The sequence below is a fragment of the Sphingomonas phoenicis genome (genome assembly GCF_047238005.1).
Lineage (GTDB): Bacteria > Pseudomonadota > Alphaproteobacteria > Sphingomonadales > Sphingomonadaceae > Sphingomonas.
Map to the genome: position 1 here is coordinate 311161 of NZ_JBDFMC010000002.1, position 26196 is coordinate 337356.

Sequence of the window (26196 nt, forward strand, 5' to 3'; positions counted from 1 at the left end):
GCCTAGTCCAATCGGGGGACGGGCTCAACCATTACCCCGGGTGCGATGCGATTGACCGAAGCGCGTCCCGGCGATAGGCGCATACGTATGCGACGGCAGATCGCATGAGAGGACTGGATTACCGATGATCGAGCGCATTCCGGAAAACGACTTGCAGGCACAGGGGATCGAGACCCGGGCCGACCTCCACTGGAACATGGTGACCGCACGGCTGACCGAGACGGCGGTGGCACGCGGCGAGGGCAAGCTGTCCGCCGACGGACCGCTGGTGGTAGAGACGGGCCAGCACACCGGACGCTCGGCGCAGGACAAGTTCATCGTCGAGGATGCGGAGACGGCGCGCACGATCTGGTGGGGCAAGTCGAACAAGGCGATGTCGCCCGAGCAGTTCGCGGCGCTGAAGGCGGACTTCCTCCACGCGCTGCGCGACAAGGAGGACCTGTTCGTCCAGGACCTGTACGGCGGATCGCAGCCGGAGCACCGCGTGTCGGTTCGCGTCATCAACGAGCTGGCGTGGCACAACCTGTTCATCCGCACGATGCTGGTCCGCCCGGAAGAGCATGAGCTGCGTGGCTTCCGCCCGGAATACACGATCATCGACCTGCCGAGCTTCCGCGCCGATCCCGCGCGCCACGGTTGCCGCAGCGAGACCGTGATCGCGGTGAACCTGACCGAGAAGCTCGTGCTGATCGGCGGCACCGCCTATGCCGGCGAGATGAAGAAGTCGGTGTTCGGCATCCTCAACTATCTGCTGCCCGAAAAGGGCGTGATGCCGATGCACTGCTCGGCGAACATGGGGCCGACGGGCGACACGGCGGTGTTCTTCGGCCTTTCCGGCACCGGCAAGACCACGCTGTCGGCGGACCCGGCCCGAACGCTGATCGGCGACGACGAGCATGGCTGGTCGGACACCGCGGTCTTCAATTTCGAGGGTGGTTGCTATGCGAAGATGATCCGCCTGTCGGCCGATGCGGAGCCGGAGATCTTCGCGACGACGAAGCGGTTCGGCACCGTGCTGGAGAACGTGGTCATGGACCCGGTCACCCGCCAGCTGGACCTGGACGACAACAGCCTGGCCGAGAACAGCCGGGGCGCGTACCCGATCGATTTCATTCCCAATGCCAGCGCCGACAACATGGGAGGCGTGCCGCGCAACATCGTGATGCTGACCGCCGACGCGTACGGCATCCTGCCGCCGATCGCGAAGCTGACGCCGGATCAGGCGATGTACCATTTCCTGTCGGGCTATACGGCGCGGGTGGCCGGCACCGAGATCGGCGTGACCGAGCCCGATGCGACCTTCTCGACATGTTTCGGGGCGCCGTTCATGCCGCGGCACCCATCGGTCTACGGCAACCTGCTGAAGGAGCGGATCGCGCGCGGCAATGTCGATTGCTGGCTGGTCAACACGGGCTGGACCGGGGGCAAGTACGGCACCGGCCACCGCATGCCGATCAAGGCGACGCGCGCGTTGCTGAACGCGGCACTCGACGGATCCCTGAACGATGCCGAGTTCCGCACCGATCCCAATTTCGGCTTCAAGGTACCGGTGAGCGTGCCGGGGGTGGACGCCGCGATCCTGGACCCGCGTGCGACCTGGGAGGACAAGGCGGCATACGATGCGACGGCGGCACGGCTGGTCGACCTGTTCGTCGAGAACTTCGCGCCGTTCGCGGAACATGTCGACGAGGGCGTGCGACAGGCGGCACCGGTCTCGCAGGCGGCCTGAGGCACGGTATTCGCGGCGCGGGCGGGGCTTCCTTACTGGCGGGTCGCAACGTCCGTCGGGGTAGGGGCCGGCGCGTGCCGGGATGAGGAGCCTGTGCGGTTCGGCACTTCGCCTGCGGCCGATCAGCGGCTACAGCGCGCGGTCATGACCACCGCTCCCGATCCGCAGTTCCTGACCTCGTTCGATGGCACCCGCCTCGCCTGGCGCGAGGTCGGCGAGGGGCGACCGGTCGTCCTGATCCATGGCTATTTCTCCGACGCCTGGACCAACTGGATCCGGTACGGCCATGCGGCGGCGATCGCGGAGGGGGGCTTTCGCGTCATCATGCCCGACCTGCGCGGGCACGGCGACAGCGACCGGCCGCACGATGCGGCCGCGTACAGCCGCGACGCGCTGACGCGCGACGGGCATGCGCTGGTCGAGCATCTGGGATTGGGGGAATACGACCTGGGCGGCTATTCGCTGGGCGCGCGCACGACGTCGCGGATGATCGCGACGGGGGCCGAGCCGCGGCGGGTGGTGTTCGCCGGCATGGGGCTGGAGGGGCTGACCCATACCGGCCGACGGGTCGATCATTTCCGCAACATCCTCGACAATCTGGACCATCATGCGCGCGGGACGCCCGAGTGGCTGGCGGCGGCGTTCCTGAAGACGACCGGGGGCGATCCGGTCGCGCTGCGCGGCGTGCTCGACACCTTCGTCGACACCCCGATCGACGCGGTGCGGGCGATCGCGCAGCCGGTGCTGGTGGTGGCTGGGGTAGAGGACCAGGACAACGGCTCCGCACCGGAGCTGGCCGAGGCGCTGCCCGATGGCCGCTATGTCGAGATCCCGGGCGGGCATATGAGTTCGGTGGTGAAGCCCGAGCTGGGACAGGCGATCGCGGCGTTCCTGGCGGCTTGACCTGATACCGGTCAGGCGCGCATTCCTGACCTATCCTGCAATCCGAGGTAAGAATGATCCGTTCCGCCATCTCCATTGCCGCGCTCGCGTGCGCGCTCAGCCTGACCGCCGCCGCGCCCGCGCAACAGGGCGCCGCCGCCCCGACCACCGCGGAGGCCGATGCCTTCGTCGCCGATGCCGAGAAGCAGCTGGCGACCGTGTCGCTGCCCAACAACCAGATCAACTGGGTGAACGCCACCTACATCACCGACGATACCGATGCGCTGGCCGCGGCCGACAATGCGCGCGTGACCGAGCTGCAGGTGAAGCTGGCGAACGGTGCGGCGCGGTTCGCCACGCTGCCGGGCCTGTCGCCCGATACGAAGCGCAAGCTGGACCTGTTGCGCGGCGGCATCGTGCTGCCCGCCGCCGATCGGCCGGGCGCGGCGGACCAGCTGGCGACGCTGACCACCAAGATGTCGTCGATGTACGGCAAGGGCCGCGGCACGCTGGACGGCAAGCCGATCAACGGATCGGACATCGAGGCGGCGATGGGCACGACGCGCGATCCCGCCAAGCTGCAGGAGATGTGGACCAGCTGGCACGACAATGTCGGCGCACCGATGCGTGCCGATTACCAGCGCATGACGGTGCTGGCCAACGAGGGTGCGAAGGGGCTGGGCTATCCGGATACCGGCGCGATGTGGCGGTCCGGGTACGACATGCCGCCCGAGCAGTTCGCGCAGCTGACCGACAAGATCTGGGGCGAGGTGAAGCCGCTGTACCTGGCGCTCCACACCTATGTCCGGTGGAAGCTGAACGAGAAGTATGGCGATGCGGTCCAGCCGAAGACCGGGCCGATCCGTTCCGACCTGCTGGGCAATATGTGGGCGCAGGAATGGGGCAACATCTACGACATCGTCGCACCCGCCGGTGCCGGCGACCTGGGTTTCGACGTCGGCGACCTGCTGACCGCCAAGCAGTATGACGCGGTCAAGATGGTGAAGCAGGGCGAGACCTTCTACTCGTCGCTGGGCTTCGCGCCGTTGCCCGAGACGTTCTGGCAACGGTCGCAGATCGTGAAGCCGGCGGACCGGGAGGTGATCTGCCACGCATCCGCCTGGGACCTCGACAATGCGGACGACATCCGCATCAAGATGTGCACCAAGGTGAATGGCGACGATTTCACCACCATCCACCACGAACTCGGCCACAACTATTACCAGCGCGCGTACAAGGCGCAGCCGTTCCTGTACAAGAACGGCGCCAACGACGGTTTCCACGAAGCGATCGGCGACACCATCGCGCTGTCGATCACACCCGATTATCTCGTCAACATCGGCCTGCTCGACAAGAGCAAGGTGCCGGGCGCGGACAAGGATGTCGGGTTGCTGCTGCGCCAGGCGATGGACAAGGTGGCGTTCCTGCCGTTCGGGCTGCTGATCGACAAGTGGCGGTGGCAGGTCTTCTCCGGCCAGATCGCGCCGGCCAATTACCAGGCGGGCTGGGATGCGCTGCGTCTGCAATACCAGGGTATCAAGCCGCCGGTCGCGCGTGACGAGACCAAGTTCGACATGGGCGCGAAATATCACGTCCCGGCCGGCGTGCCCTATACCCGCTACTTCCTGGCGCGCGTGTTGCAGTTCCAGTTCTACCAGGCGGCATGCAAGCAGGCCGGGTGGAAGGGGCCGCTGCACCGTTGCTCGTTCTACGACAACAAGGAGGTCGGGCAGCGTCTGAACGCCATGCTGGAAATGGGCGCGTCGAAGCCGTGGCCGGACGCGCTGCAGGTCTTCACCGGTAGCCGCGAGATGTCGGGCAAGGCGATGATCGCCTATTTCGCGCCGTTGAAGGCGTGGCTGGACAAGCAGAACAAGGGCAAGCCGCAGGGCTGGTGAGGCACTGCATGCAGGGGGCGATCAGACGCCCCCTGCAATGCCGGCTCAGCCCGGGATGGTATTCTCGTCGGCGATTTTCGCCTCGAACGACTTGGACGAATCCGTGCCGTCTGGCTGGTGCGCCTTGCTCGCGGGAACCGCGGGATCGGACGGCTTGGCCGACGATCCGCGCAGCGTCAGCAGCGCAGCGGCCGCGGCACCGGCGGCGGCGAGACCGCCGGCGATCGCCGCTGCTCCCCACTTGCCACCGACCTTGTCGGTCGCCGACTTCGCCGCCGCCCTGGTCCGGGTGGTGGCCGAACGGGCCGGCGTCGTCTTGGCGGCGGTGCGCTTGGTCGAGCGCGGCTTCGGCGGTGCCTTGGCCGCCTTGGTCTTGGGGGTCGCGGCCTCTTCCGTGGTCGCGGCCTTGGCGCGCGGCGTGCGCTTGGCCGCAGCGGCCTTGGCCGGCGTCGTGGCGCGGCGGCGACGTGGCGCCTTGGCAGGCGTGTCGGACGTCGTCGGTGTCGGCGTTTCGTTATCGGCCATGATCCGTTCCCCGTTTACAATCGAAATGGTTCCGGGGTCGTAACGCGACCGTCACTTGTTGGTTGCGAATCAGCGGAACGGGGGTTCGTTGAAAGCCCGCAGCTTGCGGCTGTGCAGCGCCTCACCCTCCAGTCGCAGCTGCTCGCACGCCTCGATGCCGATCCGCATATGCTCGCTGATCGCGCGTTCGTAGAAGCGGTTCGCCTGACCGGGCAGCTTCAGCTCGCCATGCAGCGGCTTGTCCGACACGCACAGCAGCGTGCCGTAGGGAACGCGAAAGCGATAACCCTGCGCCGCGATCGTGGCCGATTCCATGTCGATGCCGACCGCGCGGCTGAGCGAAAAACGCAACGCCGATTTCGAGTAGCGAAGCTCCCAGTTGCGGTCGTCGGTGGTGACGATCGTACCGGTGCGCAGGCGGCGCTTCAGCTCGTCGCCGGTCTGGCCCGACACGATCTCGGCCGCACGTGCCAACGCCACTTGAACCTCGGCGATGGCGGGGACCGGGATCTCGGGCGGCAGCACGTCGTCGAGCACGTGATCGTCGCGCAGATAGGCATGGGCCAGGACATAGTCGCCGATCCGCTGCGACGGCCGCAGCCCGCCGCAATGGCCGATCATCAACCACGCCTCCGGCCGCAACACCGCCAGATGGTCGCAGATCGTCTTGGCGTTGGACGGCCCCACGCCGATGTTGACCAGCGTGATGCCGGTGCCGTCGTCGGCCATCAGGTGATAGGCGGGCATCTGGTGCCGCCTCCAGGCGCTGTCGTTGACGATCTGGTCGACATCCGCCGACGAGCGGATCATCACATTCCCCGCGCCCGACAGCGCGGTGAAGCGGCTGGCGCTGCCGTCCTCGCGCGGGCCGAGCTGCGACGCGGCCCAGCGGACGAACTCGTCGACATAGCGGTGATAGTTGGTGAACAGCACGAAGCGCTGCACATGTTCGGCCGGCGTGCCCATATAATGGCGCAGACGCGCTAGGCTGAAGTCGGTGCGCAGCCCGTCGAACAGCGCGAGCGGGCGGGTGCCATCGGCGGTGATCCACAGGCCATCGGCGATCTCGTCGCCGATGAACGCCAGTTCGGTGGCGGGAAACCATCGGGCCAGCTCGGCCGCGGAGACCTGGTCCAGGCTCATCGCGTGGCCGGGATCGAGGACATAGGGAAACGGGATTTCCTGCCGCCCCGGTACCGCGGTGACGGTGACGTCGTAATCCTCGATCAGCAGGTCGAGCTGCTCGATCAGGTAATCGGCGAAGATCGCCGGCTTCGTGACGCTGATCCGGTACTCGCCGGGCGACACCAGCCGCCCGAACGAGCGCATCGGAGCCGGCGAGCCCGGCTCACCCGAGAAGCGCAAATGGATCTCGGGATAGGCGAACGCACCGTCCTTTCGCGCCTGCGGATCGGGCGTGGTACCATCGGCCAGATAGGCGGTCAGCGCGGCCTGAAGCCGGTCGACCGACGCGGTGTAGAGACGGTTTAGCTCGGCGACGATATCGGATGCGGTTGTCATCGCGCAGGGTTACGCAAAGCGGATGACGCTGGCAAGACGACCGCCACCGGAGTCGGTGGCGTGTCCGGATCGCGGCCGTCACATCTCCTGAAGGAGATGCTCGGCAGAGCTGACCTTGAACTCGCCGGGCGCTTCGACGTGGAGCTGCTTTACCACGCCGTCCTCGACCAGCATCGCGTAGCGCTGGCTGCGGGTGCCCATGACGAACTTCGATCCGTCCATCGTCAGGCCCAGCGCCGCGGCGAAATCGCCGTTGCCGTCGGCGAGCATCGTCACGCCATCGGCCTCGCTGCTCTTCGCCCAGGCGCCCATCACGAAGGCGTCGTTGACGGCGGTACACGCGATCACGTCGACGCCTTTCGCCTTCAGCGCCTCTGCCTGCTGGACGAAACCGGGCAGGTGGCGGGCGGAGCAGGTCGGCGTGTAGGCGCCCGGCACCGCGAACAGCGCGACGGTGCGGCCGGCGAAGAAGGTGTCGGTGTCGATCTGGTCGGGCCCGTCGGCCGTGACCTTCACGAGGGTGGCGGACGGAAGCCGGTCGCCGACACTGATCGTCATCTTCGAATCTCCTGTTATCGCGCCCTCTGTCGCCCGACCGCAGCGATGGTTCAAGTGGCCGTCGGGGCATGGCAGCGGGCGGGGTGCGTGCCTATGTTCTGCGGCGTGTCGGCAAACCCCTTCCTCACCGGTCAGTTCCTGCTCGCGATGCCGGGCATGGGCGACCCCCGTTTCTCGCACGCCGTCATCGCGATGTGCGCGCATGACGAGCAGGGTGCGATCGGCATCGGACTGGGTGCGACGATCGGCGGCATCGGTTTCCACAGCCTGCTGGAGCAATTCGACATCGATCCCGGCACGGCACCCGATGCGCCGGTGCATTTCGGCGGGCCGGTGGAAATGCGGCGCGGGTTCGTGGTGCACAGCCGCGAATGGGCGGGACAGGACACGATCGACGTCGCCGGCCGATGGGCGCTGTCGGGGACGATCGACGTGCTGCGCGCCATCGCGGAAGGGGTCGGCCCCAGACAATGGGTGGTGGCGCTGGGATATGCCGGCTGGTCCGGCGGGCAGCTCGAGGGCGAGCTGGCGACGCCCGGATGGCTGACCGTGACGGGGGACACCGCGGTGCTGTGGGAAGCCGACGCTGCGGATCGCTGGGACCGTGCGTATCGGGCGGCGGGGATCGATCCGCGCCTGCTCGTCGCGGGATCGGGCACCGCCTGACGAGATATAAAGATATCTTTATATTTGATCCCGGCGGCTTCTGCGGCTAGGCGCACGGGCATTGCCTAACCTTCCGGGAGACCCGCCATGGCTACCGCCGTCGCAGTCCAGAATAACGACTACGTCATCAAGGACATCGCGCTGGCCGATTTCGGCCGCGCCGAGATCCGCATCGCCGAGACCGAGATGCCCGGCCTGATGGCCCTGCGCGACGAGTTCGGCGCCGCGCAGCCGCTGAAGGGCGCGCGGATCACCGGTTCGCTGCACATGACGATCCAGACCGCCGTGCTGATCGAGACGCTGGTCGCGCTGGGCGCCGACGTGCGCTGGGCGACGTGCAACATCTTCTCGACCCAGGACCATGCCGCCGCCGCGATCGCGGCCGCCGGCATCCCGGTGTTCGCCGTGAAGGGCGAGACGCTGGCCGATTATTGGGATTATGTCGGTGACATCTTCAACTGGGGTGCGGGCACCACCGGCGATACCGCGAACATCATCCTGGACGACGGCGGCGATGCGACCATGTTCGCGCTGTGGGGCGCCAAGCTGGAGGCCGGCGCGACCTTCGCCGAGCCCGAGAACGAAGAGGAAGTCGAGTTCCAGCGTTCGGTAAAGGCGTTCATCGCCAAGTACCCGGGTTACCTGACCGAGACGGTCAAGAACCTGAAGGGCGTGTCGGAAGAGACGACGACGGGCGTCCACCGCCTGTACGAGATCGCGAAGAAGGGCGAGCTGCCGTTCCCCGCGATCAACGTCAACGACTCGGTGACCAAGTCGAAGTTCGACAACCTGTACGGCTGCAAGGAGTCGCTGGTCGACGCGATCCGCCGCGCCACGGACGTGATGCTGGCCGGCAAGGTCGCCGCGGTGGCGGGCTTCGGTGACGTCGGCAAGGGTTCGGCCCAGAGCCTGCGCAACGGCGGCGCCCGCGTGCTGGTGACCGAGATCGATCCGATCTGCGCATTGCAGGCGGCGATGGAAGGCTTCGAGGTCGTGACGATGGACGAGGCGGTGAAGCGCGCGGACATCTTCGTGACGGCGACCGGCAACGCCGATGTGATCACCGCCGATCACATGAAGGCGATGAAGCCGATGGCGATCGTCTGCAACATCGGCCATTTCGACAGCGAGATCCAGATCGCCGCCATGTCGAACTACAAGTGGACCGAGGTTAAGCCCGGCACCGATCTGGTCGAGTTCCCGGACGGCAAGCAGATCATCGTGCTGGCCAAGGGCCGGCTGGTGAACCTGGGCTGCGCGACCGGCCACCCGTCGTTCGTGATGTCGGCCAGCTTCACCAACCAGACGCTGGCGCAGATCGAGCTGTGGACCAAGGCGGACCAGTACCAGAACCAGGTCTATGTCCTGCCCAAGCACCTCGACGAGAAGGTAGCGGCGCTGCATCTGGAAAAGCTGGGCGTGAAGCTGTCGCAGCTGACCAAGAAGCAGGCCGATTATATCGGCGTGCCGGTCGAGGGACCGTTCAAGCCCGATCATTATCGTTATTGATCCGCGCGCCACGGCGCTCGATCGACCGAAAGGCCCGGCCGTCGCGCCGGGCCTTTTTGCATGCGTGCAGGTGCGTTAGGGTATGCCGATGAACGCCGCTCCACCGCACCGGATCCCATCCTGATGATGACGCCATGATGGTGCTGGGGACAGGCGTGGCCGCCGCAGTGGGCGCGGTCCTGCTGGTGCTGGTGCTGCTAGGTGCGTTGACCTTGTACCTGGGGCTGCGGGCACGTGGCGAGGCCAGGGCGACCGCGCGCGACAATGCGCGGCTGCATGCGTTGCTGCGCGCGAGCCCGGCGGCAGCGATGCTGGCGCGCAGCGACGGTCGGCTCGACATGGCGGAGGGGCTAGCGGACTGGTTCGGGCTGGGCGCGCCGGCAGCGGCGATCGGCGACCTGTCGGCCGGCGACCTCGGGCTGACCGCCGACGATGCCGCCCTGATCGGCCACGATGTCGACACTGCCCACCGTGCCGGCCGGCCGTTCAACCGCGTCGTGCGGCCACAGGGATCGTCGCGCGCGCTGATGCTGGCGGGGGCACGCGGCGATGACGAGCCGCGCGGTGCCGTCATCATCTGGGTATTCGACGTCACCGACAGCCGCGACGAACTCGATCGTCTGGCGCACGAGGTCGCGCGGCTCGGCGACGCCTATGACGCCCTGACCGGACTGATCGAGGCGGCGCCGCTGCCGATGTGGTATCGCGGCCCCGACCTGCGGTTGCGGATGGTCAACGCCGCCTATGTCGATGCGGTCGATGGGCATGACGCGGACGAGGTCGTCGCACGCGGGCTGGAGCTGATCGACGGCTTCGATCGCGGCGGGCCGCTGGCGGGGGCGATGACCGCGCGGGAGAAGGCCCAGCCGATCGAGCAGGTGCTGCCCGCCACGATCAGCGGCGCCCGCCGTATGCTGCGCGTGATCGACGTGCCGCTGTCGACCGGCAGCGTCGCCGGCTTCGCGGTCGATATCGAGGATCTGGAACAGGCCCGCAGCGGCGCCAAGCGCTTCGCGGAGGCGCAGCGCGGCATGCTCGACCGGCTGTCGGCCGGGGTGGCGCAGTTCGGGGCGGACCGGACGCTGGTGTTCAGCAACCAGCCGTTCAGCCGCCTGTTCGCGATGCGGCCGGAATGGCTGGCGGAGGGCATGGAGTTCGACCGCGTACTGGAGCGCATGCGGGAGGCGAACCGCCTGCCCGAAGTTCGCGACTTTCCCGGCTGGAAGGCCGAGCGGCGACAGTGGTTCGTCGGTGCCGAAGGGGCGACGGAGGAGAGCTGGCACCTGCCGGGTGGTACGCACCTGCGCGTCGTCGCCCAGTCGCTGCCGGACGGCGGGCTGCTGCTGATCTTCGAGGATCGCACCGAACAGGTGCAGCTGGCGAGCGCCCGCGATACGCTGCTGCGCGTCCGTACCGCGACGTTCGACAATCTGTTCGAGGCGCTGGGCGTGTTCGCGGCCGATGGACGGCTGCAGTTGTGGAACAACCGGTTCCGGGCGGTGTGGAACGTCGACGAGACATTCCTGGCCGGACACCCGCGGGTCGACGCATTCGCCGCGGAGATCGCGGGCAAGCTGGTGACACCCGGCCGTGCGGCGCTGATCCCCGATCTCGTCCGCGCCGCGACGATCGAGCGACAGCAACGTGGGGGGCGCGTAGCGCTGAACGATGGACGTCATTTCGAATTCGCGGCGGTACCGCTCCCTGACGGGAATGCCCTGTTCACGATGCTGGACATCACCGACAGTCGGCGCGCGGAACAGGCGCTGCGCGAGCGTGCCGACGTGCTGGAGGAGGCGGACAAGCTGAAGACGCAGTTCGTCGCCAACATGAGCTACGAACTGAAGACGCCGCTGACCTCAATCGGAGGTTTCGCGGAGATGCTGCATGGCGGCTATGCCGGCGAATTGCCTGAACAGGCGCAGAGCTATGTCGAGGCTATTCTCGATTCGGTCGAGCGGCTGGGACTGCTGATCGACGATGTGCTCGACCTGACCCAGGGTGGCGAGGGGCTGGAGCGGACCGATGTCGATCTCGCCATGGTCGCGCGCGAGGCGGCATCGGCGGTGCAGCCGACGATCCGGCGCCATCGCATCGATTTCGCGGTCGAACTGGGTCGGTCGACCGGCCGCGTGCAGGGCGATGCGCGGCGGCTGCGCGAAGTGATCGAGCACCTGTTGCGGCACGCGCTGGCCTCGCTCCCTCCTGGCGGGCGCCTGCTCCTCCATGCCGAGGGTAGCGCGACGCGGGCCAAGATCATCGTGTCCGACGATGGACCCGGTCTGGATCAGGAGAGCACGGCGCGGGCGTTCGACCGCTTCGCCGAGCCGCAATTGCAGCCGGGCGGCGAACGTGCGCTGGGCACCGGCCTGCCGCTCGCCCGGCAGTTCGTCGAGGCGCATGGCGGCACGATCGGTCTGGTATCCGAGCCGGGGCAGGGCACGCTCGTTACCGTCGACCTGCCGCGGCGATGATGACGCTGGCGGATGCGGCGGCGACCGCCGCCTTCGGCACGCGCCTGGCGGGCGTGGTGAGAGCGGGTGACGTGGTGACGCTGACCGGGCCGTTGGGGGCGGGCAAGACGAGTATCGCCCGGGGCATGCTCGCCGCCCTGGGACTTGCCGGCGAGGCACCGAGCCCCAGCTTCGCGATTGTCCAGCCCTATGCACCGCCGGAGGTGACCCTGCCGGTCGTCCATGTCGATCTGTATCGTATCGACGATCCGGACGAGATCGAGGAACTCGGCCTGGAAGAGCAACGGGATGACGCGGTGCTGCTGGTCGAATGGCCGGAACGGGCCGGCGCAGGATATTGGCCAGATGCCCTCATGATCACCCTGTCGGTCGCACCGGATGGCGTACGCTGCTTGACAGCGACGGTGCCGGCGGCATGGACGGACCGATGGCCGATATGACGCCGCCGGCTGGGGCCGGCGCCTTTCTCGCTGCGAACGGCTGGGGTGGCGCGACCGTGCTGCCGCTGGCCGGAGACGCTTCGTTCCGCCGCTATTTCCGGATCGTGGACGGCGATCGCACCGCCGTGCTGATGGATGCGCCGCCCCCGCACGAGGACCCGCGCCCCTTCGTCACGATGGCGCGCTGGCTGGCGGACAAGGGCTTTCTGGCACCGGCGATCGTCGGGCTGGACGAGACGCAGGGGCTGGTGCTGCTCAGCGATCTGGGTGACGTCCGGTTTCGCGAGACGGTCGATGCGGGTGGCGACGAGGAGCAGGCGCTGTATGCGCGCGCGGTGGATCTGCTGGTCGATCTCGCCAGGCATCCTGCCGGTGCGCTCCATCCCTACGACCGCGCGGTGCTCCGGCGCGAGGCGGGCTTGTTCGTCGAGTGGTATTGTCCCGCGATCGGCATCGATGCCGATGTCGATGGCTATCACGCGGCGTGGGATGGGGTGTTCGACCTAGCGCTGGCGCCCGAGCCAGTGACGGTGCTGCGCGACTATCATGCCGAGAACCTGATGCTGGTGGGCGATGATCGCCGGCTGGGGTTGCTCGATTTCCAGGACGCGCTGGCCGGGCATCCGGCCTATGACCTGGTCTCGCTTCTCCAGGATGCGCGCCGCGACGTCGACCCGGCACTGGAGACGACGATGCTGGAGCGTTACATGGCCGCGACCGGGGCGGGCGACGATTTCCTGGCGGCGTATCACGTGCTCGGCGCGCAGCGGAACGCGAAGATTTTGGGGATATTCACCCGCCTGTGGCGCCGTGACGACAAGCCGCGTTACCCCGCGCTCTGCCCGCGAGTATGGCGGTATCTGGAGCATGATCTCGCCCAGCCGGTGCTCGCCCCCGTTGCCCGCTGGTTCGACGAGAACGTGCCCGCGGCGATGCGCGGCGATCCGCTCGCTATCGCAGGCGAGCGTTCATGACGCGCCAGCTGCTCCTGCGCCCCGATCCGGGCTGCGCCGTGCCGCGGACCGCGATGGTGATGGCGGCGGGGCTGGGCAAGCGCATGCGGCCCTTGACCATCACCCGGCCCAAACCGCTGGTCGAGGTCGCCGGCAAGCCGCTGATCGACCATGTCTTCGACCGATTGCGTGCGGCCGGCATCGAGCGGGTGATCGTGAACGTCCATTATCTCGCGGACAGCCTGGAGGCGCATCTGCGCCGCCGCTATCCGGACATGGAGGTGATCGTGTCCGACGAGCGCGACCGGCTGCTGGAGACGGGCGGGGGGCTGGCCAAGGCGCGGCCGCTGCTCGGCGACGAACCGGTGCTGGTCGTGAACGGCGACAGCCTGTGGATCGACGGGCCGGTCGATGCGATCAAGCTGCTGGCGGCGCGGTGGGACGCGGCGACGATGGACGTGCTGCTGCTGATGGTGCCGTTCGCGCGGGCCAACAATCTGGGCGGGATGGGCGATTTCCGGCTGGGCGCCGATGGCCGGATTGTCGGGCGCCGTCGGCCGGGAACGGTCGCGCCGTTCGCCTATATCGGCGTGCAGATCATCGATCCGCGGATCATCGTCGATGCGCCGGAAGGACCGTTCTCGACCAACCTGTTCTGGGATCGCGCGATCGCGGTCGGCCGTGCCTATGGGCAGGTCCATCAGGGATTGTGGTTCGAGATCGGCACGCCGGCGGCGGTGACCCGGACCGAGGCGATGCTGCTGGATGGCTGATTCGGGGCGGCCCCGGCTCTATACGATCCCGGCCCATCGCGCGTTCGCCGATTCGCTCGTGGCGGGGCTGATGCGCGGGCGCGACCAGACGACGCTGGCGCGGGGATTGATCCTGCTGCCGACCAACCGTGCGGTCAGGGCGGTGACCGACGCATTCGTACGGGCGAGCGGGGCCGGGCTGATCCTGCCGCGGCTGGTGGCGCTGGGCGATCCGGAGCTGGACGAGGCGGTGGGCGCCGCGATCGACGTGGCGGATGCGGCCGAACCGCCGCCGCCGGCCATCGCCCCCTATGCGCGACGCATGATCCTGGCGCGGCTGGTGACGGAAGAGCGTGCCCGGGCGGGGCAGGCCATTCCCGCGTCCGAAGCCGTGCGGCTGGCCGGCGATCTGGCGCGGACGCTGGACCAGCTGCTGGTCGAGGAAGTGGCGCCGTCGCGGCTGGCCGACCTGGATCTCGGCCCGGAATTGACCGAGCATTGGCAGCGCGCGCTCTCGATCTTCTCGCTGGTGCTCGATCGATGGCCGGCGGAACTGGCGCGGCTCGGACGGATCGATGCGGTGGACCGGCGATCCGTGCTGCTGGGTCAGTTGCGCGATCGATGGCGCCGATCGCCGCCATCGGGGTTCGTCTGCGCGGCCGGCGTTACCGATCCGGCCCCCGCCATCGCCCGACTGCTGCGCTGTATCGCCGAGATGCCGGACGGGCAGGTGGTGCTGGCGGGCATGGACCTGGAGATGCCGCAGGAGGAGTGGGACACGCTGGGCCCGAACCCGGACGGCACCGGCCGGCCGATCGAGACGCATCCGCAATTCCACCTGAAGCTCCTGCTCGATCGCATGGGCATCGCGCGGAACGAGGTGGCGCGGTGGCGGGGCGGTGGCGAGGGGGCCGATGCCGATGCGGTCCGTGGTCGTGCGATCGCCAACGCGCTGGCCCCGGCCGACTTCACGGGCAAGTGGACCGACCTGGCGGCCATCGACCGCCGCCTGACCGGGGTAACGGCCATCGAACTCGCGACACCGGCGGAAGAGGCGCAGGCGATCGCGCTGGCGCTGCGTGGTGCGCTGGAGGAGCAAGGCCGTACCGCGGCGCTGGTGACGCCCGACCGCGCGCTGGCGCGGCGCGTCGTCGCCCATTGCCGCCGCTGGAATATCGACGTGGTCGATACCGCCGGACAGCCGCTGGCCGTGCTGCCCCCCGGCACGCTGCTGCTGGCGCTGGCAGAGGCAGCGGCGCAGCGGTTCGCACCGCTGCCGCTTCTTGCCCTTCTCAAGCATCCGCTGGTGCGGAACGGCGAGCGACGCCTGCCATGGCTGGACGGCGTGCGCGCGCTGGACCGGAGCCTTCGTGGTCCGCGGCCGCCGGCGGGACTGGGTGGCATCGGCAGCGCGCTGAAAGGGCGGGCCGAGGCGTTCTGGGCCACGGAGGTGCTCGATTTGCTGGAGCCGGTCGGACGCACCTTCGACTCCGGACCGCAGCCGCTGGGCGAGATGCTCGCATGTCTTCGCGAAGCCGCGATGACGCTGTGCGGCGATGCGCTGTGGACCGGTCCGAACGGCCGGGCGGCCGCCGACTTCATCGAGGCACTGGAAACGGAGGCGCCAGTGGGCCCAGCGACGATCGATCCGCGCGAACTGCCAGCCCTGTTGCGGACGCTGCTGGACGAGGTGCCGGTTCGCCAGCCGCCGGGGGTCGGCCATCCGCGGCTGGCGATATACGGCCTGATCGAGGCGCGGTTGCAGTCGGCGGACCTGATGGTCCTGGCCGGGCTGAACGAAGGCACCTGGCCGGGAACACCGGCGCCCGATCCATGGCTGGCGCCGCGCATCCGCGCGACGCTGGGGCTGACCGGACTGGAGCGCCGGATCGGCATCGCGGCGCATGATTTCGCGCAAGGATTGGGTGCGCCGCGCGTGCTGATCACCCGCGCGCGGCGGGATGCATCGGCACCCGCGCTCGCCTCGCGCCTGTGGTTGAGGTTGCAAGCGATGGCCGGGGACCGGTTCGATCGGGATTATGCGCTGGAGGACTGGACCCGCCGGATCGATGCGGCGGCGGCGCACAAACCCGCCGACCGACCCGCGCCGATACCGCCCGCCGGGCTGCGTCCGCGGGTGATATCGGTCACCGAGGTCGACCGGCTGAAGGCCGACCCCTATGCCTTCTACGCGCGCCGGGTGCTCGGCCTGTCGCCGCTCGACCCGGTCGATGCCGATCCGACCGCGGCCTGGCGGGGCACCGCCGTCCACGCGATACTGGAGGCCTGGTGGAAGGAGGATGGCTGCGGACCGGACCGGCTTCACGATCGCGCGGTACGCATGCTGAAGGAGGCGCAGATCCATCCGCTGCTTCGTGCGCTGTGGCAGCCGCGACTGCGCGAGGCGATCGACTGGATCGCGGCGACGATCACCGAACAGGCTGCGGGCGGCCGCACCGTGCTGTCGGCAGAAGGACGCGGCGAGATCGCGATCGCCGGTGTGACGCTGTCGGGTCGATACGACCGGATCGACCGGCTGGCCGACGGCGATGTCGCCATCATCGATTACAAGACCGGCAAGCCGCCGTCGGCCGCAGCGGTGCGCGAGGGATTCAGCTTGCAGCTGGGCCTGCTGGGCCTGATCGCCGAGCGCGGCGGCTTCGACGGCGTTCGCGGCAGGGCCGGCGCCTTCGAATACTGGTCGATGGCCCGGGGGCGGGACGGCATCGGATATCTGGAAAGCCCCTGCGACCCCGAGGGCAAGCGCGACCGCATCGTCACCGATCGCTTCACCGCCATCGCGGCGAGCAACTTTTCCGAGGTCGCGGGCCGCTGGCTGACCGGGGACGAGCCCTTCGTCGCCAAGCTGGTGCCGGAATACGCGCCCTATGCCGAGTACGACCAGCTGATGCGCCGCGACGAATGGTATGGCCGTGATCGGTGAACTTCGCCGCCTGCCGCCGCTGAAGGGCGACCAGCGCGACGCCAGCGACCCCACCGCGCATGTCTGGCTGGCGGCGAGCGCCGGTACCGGCAAGACGCAGGTCCTCGCCGCACGCGTGTTCCGGTTGTTGATGCGCGGTACCGATCCCGCCGCGATCCTGTGCCTGACCTTCACCAAGGCCGGGGCGGCGGAGATGGCGCAACGTGTCGCCGCGCGGCTGGCAGCATGGGTCAGGATGCCCGCGACCGAACTCGCTGCCGATCTCCAGGCACTGGGCGAGGACGGGACGCCGACGCAGCAGGCGGCGGCACGGACGCTGTTCGCCAAGGTGCTGGACGCGCCGGGCGGCGGGCTGCGCATTCAGACCATCCATGGCTTCTGCCAGTCGCTGCTCGCCGCCTTCCCGGTCGAGGCCGATCTCGCGCCGGGTTTCAGGCCGCTGGAAGCGCGCGAAGAAGCGGTTCTGGCGCGTGAGGCACTGGCGACGATGCTGGCGGATGCCGAGCGGGAGGGGCGCTCGCGGCCGGTCGACACGATCGGCGCGTTGTCGCTGCGGTTGGGTGAGGGTGGCGCGGAGTCGTTCCTGCACGCCTGTGCGAAGGCGCTTCCCGCGCTGGAGGCACTGCCGTCCGGGATCGGGCCGTGGCTGCGCCGGGCACTGGAGCTGCCCACCGGCGATGCCGCGACGCTGATTGCGGAGGGGTGCGAGGCGCTGGACGAGGATTGTCTACGCGGCATCCTGTCCGCCAATCGCCAATGGGCGACCAAGAACGGCCATTCTCGCGCCGATGCGGTCGCCGCATGGCTCGCCGCCGACGCTGCCGGGCGCGCGGCGGGGCTGGCGGCGCTCCATACGGTATGGGCGAAGGCAGACGGCGATGTTCGCTCTTTCGGCAAGGGACAAGCGCCCAACGACCCCGATTACGCCAGCGCCGCCACCTTCTGCTACGATCATATCGCCGCGCTGTTGGCTCAGGTGGCGCGCATCGGATATGCTGACCTGCTCGCCGCCGCGCTGGAGGTGGGCCGAGATTATGCCCGCGCGTACCAGCTGGCCAAGCGCCGGGTCGGAGGTGTGGATTTCGACGACCTGATCCGGTTGACCGTCGATCTGCTCGGCCAGCCGGGTATCGGCGAGTGGGTGCGCTTCAAGCTGGACCGGGCGACCGAGCACGTCCTGATCGACGAGGCGCAGGATACCAACCTGGACCAGTGGCGGATCGTCGATGCGCTGGCGGAGGAGTTCTTCGTGGGGCGCGGCATCCATGCGCCGGGCACGCGGACGCTGTTCACTGTCGGCGACTGGAAGCAGGCGATCTTCGGGTTCCAGGGCACCAGCCCGCTGAACTTCGCCTGGGCCGAGGGCCGGTTCAGGGACAAGGCGGCACTGGCCGAGGGATCCGAAGACTGGCCGGAACACGAGCGCGGGCTGCCGTTCCGTCGCCTGTCGCTGACCCATAGTTTCCGCTCGACCCGGGCGATCCTGCGCTTTGTCGACGAGGCGGTGGCGGCGGTGCCGGAGCCCGGACTGGGTGCGATCGGTGCGATCGAGACGCACGCCAGCGAAGTGGCCGGGCCGGGCAGCATCACGCTGTGGCCGCCGGTCGTCGCAGGCAGCGACGGCGACGAGGAAGAGGGCTGGATCACCGATTCGGTCCGGCGGCTGGCGGGTGACATCGCGCGGCAGGTGCGGCGTTGGCTGTACGAGGAGCCGCTGCTGCTGGGATCGAAGGGGCGCGTGCTGCGGCCCGAGGACGTGATGATCTTGGTCAAGCGGCGGGGTGACCTCGCCTCGCTGGTGGTCGCGCGCCTCTATGCGGAGAAGGTGCCGGTAGCGGGGGTCGACCGGCTTCGTCTGAACGCGCCGCTGGCGGTGCAGGACCTGCTGGCGGCGATCCGTTTCGTGCTGCAGCCGCAGGACGACCTGTCTCTGGCCAGCCTGCTGGTGTCGCCATTGATTGGATGGTCGCAGGACGAGCTGATGCAGGCCGCTCCCCGCGATGGCGGAAGCCTGTGGCGGCACCTGACCGAGACCCAGCCGGCGGAACGGCTCGCGCCGCTCTATGCCCTGCTTAACCGCGCGGACTTCACGACGCCGTATCAACTCCTGGAGGAGATCCTGTCGGGGCCGCTGGGTGGCCGGCACCGCCTGCTGGAGCGGCTGGGAGCGGAGGCGCGCGATCCGATCGACGAGCTGGTCGGTGCGGCGCTGACGTTCGAAAGCGGGACGACACCGTCGCTTCAGCGTTTCCTCGACTGGTTCGACCGGGGCGATGTCGAGATCGTTCGCGATCCTTCGGCGCCGCTCGACGCCGTACGCGTGATGACCGCGCATGGAGCGAAGGGATTGCAGGCTCCGCTGGTCATCCTGGCCGATGCGTGCGTCGACCCGACGCTCAGCCCGCGATCGGTGCTGCGGTGGGCACCCGAGGAAGGAGCAGCCAAGATACCGGTGTTCGCGCCGCGTAGCGACGAGCGCGGCGGGCCACTCGATCGGGTAAAGGCGGAGGCGGAGGCGCGCGAACTCGAGGAGCATTGGCGACTGTTCTACGTCGCGGCGACGCGTGCGGAAGAGCGGCTCGTCGTGGCAGGTGCGCTGGGACCCAAGGCGCGGGGTGTGGCGCCGGCAGCCAGCTGGTACGCGGCGGCTGACCAGGCGATGACGTCGTTGGGGGTGCCGGCGGGCGAGGGCGTCCGCCACTATGAGGAGGGCGTGCCCATCGCCCGTATGCGCGACATCGCGGCCAAGGTTGGCGACGTACCCGCGCCGTTGCCAGCGTGGGTGCGCACCGCGGCCCCTGACGAACCGCGACCGAGCCGCCCGCTTGCCCCGTCCACATTGGGCGACGATCTGGTCGCCGATCCACCACCCGATGCGGCGATGCGCGCGGCGGCGGAGCGCGGTCGCCTGCTCCACGCCCTGTTCGAGCGGTTGCCACCGGTACCGCCGCAGGATCGTACCGTCGCTGCGGACCGCTGGCTGCGACAGGCGGGCGGCATCGCCGATGCAGGGGCGCGAGCCGCCATCATCGCCGCGGCGCTGGCGGTGATCGACGACCCGGCGCATGCGGCGCTGTTCGGAGACGACGCTTTGGCCGAGGCGCCGATCGCCGCGACCCTCGGCGATGGCACGGTGATCGCCGGCAAGGTCGATCGCCTGTTGATCGGTGACACGATCAGGATCGTGGATTTCAAGACGGGCCGGCGCGTACCGGACGTGCCCCCCGACTATCATCTGCGCCAGATGGCGGGGTACGCGGCCGCGCTGTCGGTAATCTTCCCCGACCGGCCGATCGAAGCGTCGCTGCTGTATACGGCGGGCCCCGTGCTGATGACGTTGACGCCCGACGATCTTGCCCGTCACAAGCCCGGCTATCCGGCGGCGGAGCAAAGCTGATTCCCCGTGTGTTGAGCCTGGCGTCCCTCCACCCTAGATGCGCCATTCAAGGAGACACTTCATGGCAACCAAGCAGATCACCGACGCGAGCTTCGAGGCCGACGTCCTGAACGCCGACAAACCCGTGCTCGTCGATTTCTGGGCGGAGTGGTGCGGGCCCTGCAAGATGATCGGGCCGTCGCTGGAGGAAATCTCGGACGAACTGGGTGAGCAGGTGACCATCGCCAAGCTGAACATCGACGACAATCCGGACGCGCCGGGCCGTTACGGGGTACGTGGCATTCCGACGATGATCCTGTTCAAGGGCGGCGCCCCGGCGGCAACGAAGGTTGGTGCCGAACCCAAGGGCCGGATCAAGGCGTGGCTGGAAGGCGCGCTTTGAGGAACTGGCGGCCGTCGCCGATGCGGCGGCCGTCACCCGTGCCGGGCACGGTCGAGATTGCCTACATCAGCATCTCGCCAAGATAGATCAGACCAGTGGCCACGAGTTGCGCCAGCCATACCAGCAGCAGCACCGCTGCGACCAGACCGATCCCGAACAGCCAGTCACTGCCGGCATGTTTTACATCATGTTTGACGATCGGCATGACCCATCCTCTCCATCAGGAGCCGGGCCCTCGTTTTCCGGGAGTCCCGGCGTTGCAAACGATAGCATGATGGCAGCCAAGAGCAAGATGGCATGCACGGATCGCCAGGTGGATGGGTCAGCAGCCGATCGGCATCACTTCAGCTGCGGTAATCGGCGTTGATCGATATGTAGCCATGGGTCAGGTCGCAGGTCCACACCGTCGCGCGCCCCTCTCCCAGTCCGAGATCCACGCCGATTTCGACCTCGTCACCCTTCAGATGCGCGGCAACCGGCGCCTCGTCATACCCGGCGACCGCCAACCCGGCCTCGGCAACCTGGGTCGCACCGAAGCGGATGGCCAGCCTGTCACGCTCGGCCGGTTCGCCCGCCTTGCCGACGGCCATGACGACACGGCCCCAATTGGCGTCCTCGCCGGCGATGGCCGTCTTCACCAGCGGCGAATTGGCGATACTCATCGCGATGCGATGCGCGCTGCGATCGCTCTCGGCACCCTCGACGGTGATCTCGATCAGCTTGGTTGCACCTTCGCCGTCGCGCACGACCAGCAGCGCGAGTTGGCGGCAGAGATCGTCCAGCGCGGCCCGGAACGCATCGGCGCCGGCACTGTCCTCATCGATCAGGACGGCATTGCCCGCCGCGCCGGTGGCGAATGCCAGCACGGTGTCGCTGGTCGACGTGTCACCATCGACGGTGATGCACGAGAAGCTGGGAGCATTGGCGGCCGTCAGGGCCGCCTGCAGGAAAGCCGGTTCGATCGCGACGTCGGTGAAGATGAAGCCCAGCATCGTCGCCATGTCGGGTGCGATCATCCCCGATCCCTTGATGATGCCGGCCAGAGTGATCGTGCGGCCATCGACGATCGCCGTGGTGTACGCGCCCTTGGCATAGGTATCCGTCGTGCCGATCGTCTCGGCCGCTTCCCGCCAGCCGCAAGGCCCGGCAGCGAAGGCGGCGTCCAGCCCCGCTTCGGCCCTGTCGATCGGCAACGGTACACCGATCACCCCGGTCGACGCAACGAACACGTCGGACGGCATGCATCCGCAGTTCGCGGCGGTGCGCGCCGCGATCGCCTCGACGGCCTGTCTTCCGCGGTCCCCTGTGAACGCATTCGAATTGCCCGCATTGACGACCAGCGCACGTGCATTGCCGAGGACCAGTGCCTTGCGACACCACTCCACCTCTGGCGACGGGCATCTGCTCTGGGTCAGGACGCCCGCGACGACCGTACCTTCCGCCAGCGCCGCGAAGGTCAGGTCGCAGCGATCCCAGTTCTTGTAGTGCGCCCGTGCGACGCGAAGCTCGACACCGGCGACGGGCGGGATGGCGGGGAACGGACGGGCGAGCGGAGAGATGGTCATCCCCGCGCGATAGAGCGAGCGGCGGCCCCGCGCCAGCGTCGACGCCGCAAGACTCCGGTAACCATGTGTGCGGGATGGACTGTTCAATCTCTCATCCTTATGTCCGGCGACGCATGAACCTGCTCCTCCTCCTGTCCGCGCTCTTCTCCGCACTTGCGGGTATCGGCGGCGGCGTGCGGGCGCCGAACGCGGTGCAGGCGGTGGCGGGTGCCGTCGCCACCCCGGCGGCGACGGTGAAGGCAGCGTTCCCCGCGCCATCGCGACCGGTGGCGGCATTGCCGTCTATCTCGACGACCGCCGGCGATTGGCCGATCGTGGCCGCGCCGCTTGTCGCCGTCGCGATCCCGCTCTGGGCGGACCGCCGGCGCGAGTAGCGCCGGCGCGTCTTGCCTTCATCCCCTTCGTGACAGGGTTCCGCCGAGCGGGCCCGCATATCCTTCATATCCAGGAATTCCGCCCATGTTCGGTGGCCTCGCCAAGTCGATCTTCGGATCGTCAAACGACCGTTACGTCAAATCGCTGAACCCCATCATCGCGAAGATCGGCAGCTTCGAGCCGACGCTGCAGGCGCTGTCCGACGCGGACCTTTCCGCCCAGACGGTCAAGTTTCGCGAGCAGCTGGCGAACGGCGCCACGCTGGACGACCTTCTGCCGGAAGCCTTTGCGACGGTGAGGGAGGCGGCGTGGCGTGTGCTGGGCCAGCGCCATTACGACGTCCAGATGGTCGGCGGCATCGTGCTCCATCGCGGCGAAATCGCCGAGATGCGAACGGGTGAGGGCAAGACGCTGGTGGCGACGCTCGCAACCTATCTGAACGCGCTGCCGGGCACCGGCGTCCATGTCGTCACGGTCAACGACTATCTCGCCAGCCGCGATGCGGCATGGATGGCGCAGGTGTACGGCTTTCTGGGGCTGACCACCGGCACGATCGTGCCCAACCTGACCGATCAGCAGCGGCGCGATGCCTATGCCTCGGACATCACCTATGGCACGAACAACGAGTTCGGCTTCGACTACCTGCGCGACAACATGAAGTACGAGCGCAGTTCGATGGTGCAGCGGCCGTTCAATTTCGCGATCGTCGACGAGGTCGATTCGATCCTGATCGACGAGGCGCGTACCCCGCTGATCATTTCCGGCCCGACGGACGACAAGTCGGAGCTGTACAAGCTGGTCGACGCGGTCGTGAAGCAGTTCAATCCCGAGGATTATGAGAAGGACGAGAAGCAGAAGTCGATCATCCTGACCGAGGACGGGACGGAGCGCGCCGAGCGGATGCTGGAGGCGGCCGGGCTGCTCCAGGGCGAGAACCTGTACGACTTCGAGAACACCCAGGTCGTCCACCACCTGAACCAGGCGCTGCGCGCGAACATGATGTTCAAGCGCGACGTCGATTATCTTGTGAAGGACGACAAGGTCATCATCATCGACGAGTTCACCGGCCGGATGATGGATGGACGCCGCTGGTCAGAGGGCCTGCACCAGGCGGTCGAGGCCAAGGAGGGCGTGAACATCGAGCCCGAGAACCAGACCATGGCCTCGATCACCTTCCAGAACTATTTCCGCATGTATCCCAAGCTGGGCGGGATGACCGGCACCGCCGCCACCGAAGCGGCCGAGTTCTTCGACATCTACAAGATGAACGTGGTGTCCATCCCGACCAACGTTCCCGTCCAGCGGGTCGATGAGGAAGACGAGTTCTACAAGGACACGCAGGACAAGTTTCGTGCGATCGCCAAGAAGATTGGCGAGCATGCCAGCCTGGGCCAGCCGGTGCTGGTCGGCACGGTGTCGATCGAAAAGTCGGAGATGCTGTCCGAATTCCTGACCCAAGAAGGCGTCGACCACAAGGTGCTGAACGCGCGCCATCACGAGATGGAGGCGCACATCGTCGCGCAGGCGGGGCGCCGCTCCGCCGTCACGATCGCGACCAACATGGCGGGACGTGGCACCGACATCCAGCTGGGCGGCAATCTGGAATTCCGGATGGGCGACGAGTTCGCCGACCTCATCGCGGGGACGCCCGAATACGAGGCACGCGCCGCCACGATCCGTGAGGAGATCGCGGCAGAGAAGGCGGCCGTGCTCGCCGCCGGTGGGCTGTTCGTGCTCGGCACCGAGCGCCATGAAAGCCGGCGGATCGACAATCAGCTGCGTGGCCGTTCGGGACGACAGGGCGACCCGGGCCTGTCGCGCTTCTACCTGTCGCTGGACGACGACCTGCTGCGCATCTTCGGGCCCGACACGCTGTTCGCGCGGATGATGCGGTCGAACATGGAGGATGGCGAAGCGATCGGCAGCAAGTGGCTGACGAAGGCGATCGAGACGGCGCAGAAGAAGGTCGAGGCCCGCAACTACGACATACGCAAGCAGGTCGTTGAATATGACGACGTGATGAACGACCAGCGCAAGGTCATCTACGAGCAGCGCGCCGACATCATGGATGCCGAGTCTGTCGACGACATGGTCGCCGACATGCGGGCGGAGACGGTGAACACCATCGTCGGCGAAGCATGCCCGCCCAACTCCTATCCGGAGCAGTGGGACATCGCCGGTATGCGCACGCGATTGCAGGAGGTGCTGAACCTCGACGTGCAGATCGAGGCGTGGCTGGAAGAGGAGGCGATCGATCCGGAGATCGTCGACGAGCGCATCCAGACCGCCGCGGATGCCGCCGTCGCCGAGAAGTCGGCTCAACTCGAGCCCGAGACGTGGCTTCAGGTCGAGAAGTCGATCCTTCTCCAGCATCTGGACCACCACTGGAAGGAGCATCTGGCGACACTGGACGCCCTGCGTCAGGTCGTCCACCTGCGCGCCTACGCGCAGAAAACGCCGATCAACGAGTACAAGCAGGAAGCGTTCTCGCTCTTCCAGCGCATGCTGGACGTCATCCGCGAGGATGTGACCCGGACGATTGCGCATGCGAACTTCCAATACGATCCCGCACCGGAACTGCCGCCGCTTCCCGATTTCCTGACGACGCATTTCGACCCGCTGACCGGCGAGGACAATACGCGCGATATCGACGCAGGATCGCTGGGTCTGGTCACGACGACGCTGCCGCCGCTTCAGATACCGCGGCCGGAACTGGCCGATTTGGGAGAGGATCCTGCCGAATGGGAGGGCCGGGTGAACCGCAACAGTCCGTGCCCGTGCGGATCGGGCCGCAAGTACAAGCACTGTCACGGCAACGTAGCGGTCGCTTGATGCACGAAAAAGGCCGGATCACCGCTGGGGTGATCCGGCCTTTTTCATCCACCGTCGTCCGGCTTCAGCCGCGTCGTTGAGGCTGATCGGGCAAGACGACCGACGGCCCGACCGACTCGACGACCTTGCGGGCATCGAAGGCGCGGATGTTGTCGCGCGGAATCGGGCCCTTGCGCATCACGATTTCCGCCGTCGCTTCGTAACGGTCGATCGTCCGCACGTCGAAATCGTTACCCCATGGACCCAGGCCGCCGCCAAACCACGGATCCCAGCTCCGCCAGCCGAACCCGCGTCCGTAATACCGCCATGACGGGCCCCAGAAGCCACCGAAGCCGCCATATCCGAACCCGCCACCAAAGGCGCCCGGCGTCGAATAGGTGCGCGACTGAAGGTTCGTGTCGCGATCGGCCATGACGAAATAGTCGAAGCCTTGCTGCAACGTCAGTTCGGCGGCCCGGAAGAACAGATAGCGTTCGACCGTATCGCGGGCGGTGACGCTATTGCCGGCGAAACTGACCAGGAAGCGGTTCGGCTCGATCTGGCGATCGCTATATCCGGCACGATTGAAACCCTGGCCGGTCGCCGGGCGGTAACGCGTCTCGGTCGCGCAGCCGGCGACCAACAGGGTACTGGCGGCAAGGGCCGCCACGATGGCCTTACGGCCGGGTGAAAAAGCCATTTCGACATCTCCGTTCGCGCCCAATGCGGCGAACCGCCTTTCATTAGCCGTGACTGGTGGAACGAGCGATGAACAAGATGGCTCCCGTTCAGAAAACAACCGGTGAACTCGTGGC

The 26196-nt window shown here is 67.7% G+C and carries 20 protein-coding genes; 14 read left to right on the plus strand and 6 right to left on the minus strand.

Translation table 11 applies throughout. The features are described 5' to 3' along the window. Positions 1 to 124 precede the first annotated feature (124 nt). From ABC319_RS02250 to ABC319_RS02260, 3 genes are all read left to right on the plus strand, one after another. A complete protein-coding gene (locus tag ABC319_RS02250) occupies positions 125 to 1729 on the plus strand; it encodes a phosphoenolpyruvate carboxykinase (RefSeq protein WP_413068672.1) in 1605 nt (534 codons plus the stop codon). A gap of 144 nt (positions 1730 to 1873) precedes the next feature. After that, positions 1874 to 2632, plus strand: a complete 759-nt coding sequence (locus ABC319_RS02255; protein WP_413068673.1) for an alpha/beta fold hydrolase — start codon at positions 1874 to 1876, stop codon at positions 2630 to 2632. A 53-nt stretch (positions 2633 to 2685) separates the two neighbouring features. Further along, complete coding sequence (locus ABC319_RS02260; protein ID WP_413068674.1) at positions 2686 to 4509, plus strand: M2 family metallopeptidase; 1824 nt, start codon at positions 2686 to 2688, stop codon at positions 4507 to 4509. 45 nt (positions 4510 to 4554) lie between these two features. Here the strand turns inward: ABC319_RS02260 and ABC319_RS02265 are convergent, their stop codons facing one another. From ABC319_RS02265 to ABC319_RS02275, 3 genes are all read right to left on the minus strand, one after another. Continuing rightward, positions 4555 to 5034, minus strand: a complete 480-nt coding sequence (locus ABC319_RS02265; protein ID WP_413068675.1) for a hypothetical protein — start codon at positions 5032 to 5034, stop codon at positions 4555 to 4557. Between the two features lie 69 nt (positions 5035 to 5103). Next, positions 5104 to 6555, minus strand: a complete 1452-nt coding sequence (locus ABC319_RS02270; protein ID WP_413068676.1) for an AMP nucleosidase — start codon at positions 6553 to 6555, stop codon at positions 5104 to 5106. Positions 6556 to 6633: 78 nt separating this feature from the next. Then, positions 6634 to 7113: a peroxiredoxin gene (locus ABC319_RS02275; protein WP_413068677.1), complete on the minus strand. Its 480-nt coding sequence runs from the start codon at positions 7111 to 7113 to the stop codon at positions 6634 to 6636. 93 nt (positions 7114 to 7206) lie between these two features. Here ABC319_RS02275 and ABC319_RS02280 point away from each other — a divergent pair, with 93 nt between their 5' ends. The 9 genes from ABC319_RS02280 to trxA all read left to right on the plus strand — a co-directional run bounded on the left by ABC319_RS02280 (position 7207) and on the right by trxA (position 20630). After that, a complete protein-coding gene (locus tag ABC319_RS02280; protein WP_413071587.1) occupies positions 7207 to 7779 on the plus strand; it encodes a YqgE/AlgH family protein in 573 nt (190 codons plus the stop codon). An 87-nt stretch (positions 7780 to 7866) separates the two neighbouring features. Next, a complete protein-coding gene (gene ahcY / locus ABC319_RS02285) occupies positions 7867 to 9288 on the plus strand; it encodes an adenosylhomocysteinase (RefSeq protein WP_413068678.1) in 1422 nt (473 codons plus the stop codon). A gap of 134 nt (positions 9289 to 9422) precedes the next feature. Continuing rightward, positions 9423 to 11762, plus strand: a complete 2340-nt coding sequence (locus ABC319_RS02290; protein ID WP_413068679.1) for a sensor histidine kinase — start codon at positions 9423 to 9425, stop codon at positions 11760 to 11762. Then, positions 11762 to 12202 (plus strand): tRNA (adenosine(37)-N6)-threonylcarbamoyltransferase complex ATPase subunit type 1 TsaE, encoded by a 441-nt coding sequence (tsaE, locus tag ABC319_RS02295; RefSeq protein WP_413071588.1) that lies wholly within the window; start codon positions 11762 to 11764, stop codon positions 12200 to 12202. Before ABC319_RS02290 ends, tsaE begins: the two co-directional genes overlap by 1 nt. Then, complete coding sequence (locus ABC319_RS02300; protein ID WP_413071589.1) at positions 12199 to 13176, plus strand: aminoglycoside phosphotransferase family protein; 978 nt, start codon at positions 12199 to 12201, stop codon at positions 13174 to 13176. Before tsaE ends, ABC319_RS02300 begins: the two co-directional genes overlap by 4 nt. Continuing rightward, positions 13173 to 13928: a nucleotidyltransferase family protein gene (locus tag ABC319_RS02305; protein WP_413068680.1), complete on the plus strand. Its 756-nt coding sequence runs from the start codon at positions 13173 to 13175 to the stop codon at positions 13926 to 13928. Before ABC319_RS02300 ends, ABC319_RS02305 begins: the two co-directional genes overlap by 4 nt. Then, complete coding sequence (locus tag ABC319_RS02310) at positions 13921 to 16851, plus strand: PD-(D/E)XK nuclease family protein (RefSeq protein ID WP_413068681.1); 2931 nt, start codon at positions 13921 to 13923, stop codon at positions 16849 to 16851. The genes ABC319_RS02305 and ABC319_RS02310 overlap by 8 nt, the downstream gene beginning before the upstream one ends. Further along, positions 16835 to 20248, plus strand: a complete 3414-nt coding sequence (gene addA / locus ABC319_RS02315) for a double-strand break repair helicase AddA (protein ID WP_413068682.1) — start codon at positions 16835 to 16837, stop codon at positions 20246 to 20248. Before ABC319_RS02310 ends, addA begins: the two co-directional genes overlap by 17 nt. Before the next feature lie 61 nt (positions 20249 to 20309). Next, the gene (gene trxA, locus ABC319_RS02320; protein ID WP_413068683.1) at positions 20310 to 20630 is read left to right on the plus strand and encodes a thioredoxin TrxA; all 321 of its coding nucleotides are present in this window, start codon (positions 20310 to 20312) and stop codon (positions 20628 to 20630) included. Between the two features lie 61 nt (positions 20631 to 20691). On the opposite strand, the gene ABC319_RS02325 is transcribed toward trxA, so the two are convergent. Further along, on the minus strand, positions 20692 to 20835 hold the full coding sequence (locus tag ABC319_RS02325) for a hypothetical protein (protein WP_413068684.1): 144 nt from the start codon (positions 20833 to 20835) through the stop codon (positions 20692 to 20694). 139 nt (positions 20836 to 20974) lie between these two features. Continuing rightward, complete coding sequence (argJ, locus tag ABC319_RS02330; RefSeq protein WP_413071590.1) at positions 20975 to 22195, minus strand: bifunctional glutamate N-acetyltransferase/amino-acid acetyltransferase ArgJ; 1221 nt, start codon at positions 22193 to 22195, stop codon at positions 20975 to 20977. Positions 22196 to 22308: 113 nt separating this feature from the next. Between argJ and ABC319_RS02335 the strand changes: the two genes are divergently transcribed. Then, positions 22309 to 22569: a hypothetical protein gene (locus tag ABC319_RS02335; RefSeq protein WP_413068685.1), complete on the plus strand. Its 261-nt coding sequence runs from the start codon at positions 22309 to 22311 to the stop codon at positions 22567 to 22569. 85 nt (positions 22570 to 22654) lie between these two features. Next, complete coding sequence (gene secA / locus ABC319_RS02340; RefSeq protein WP_413068686.1) at positions 22655 to 25402, plus strand: preprotein translocase subunit SecA; 2748 nt, start codon at positions 22655 to 22657, stop codon at positions 25400 to 25402. 64 nt (positions 25403 to 25466) lie between these two features. On the opposite strand, the gene ABC319_RS02345 is transcribed toward secA, so the two are convergent. Then, positions 25467 to 26081: a CC0125/CC1285 family lipoprotein gene (locus ABC319_RS02345; RefSeq protein WP_413068687.1), complete on the minus strand. Its 615-nt coding sequence runs from the start codon at positions 26079 to 26081 to the stop codon at positions 25467 to 25469. Positions 26082 to 26196 lie beyond the last annotated feature (115 nt).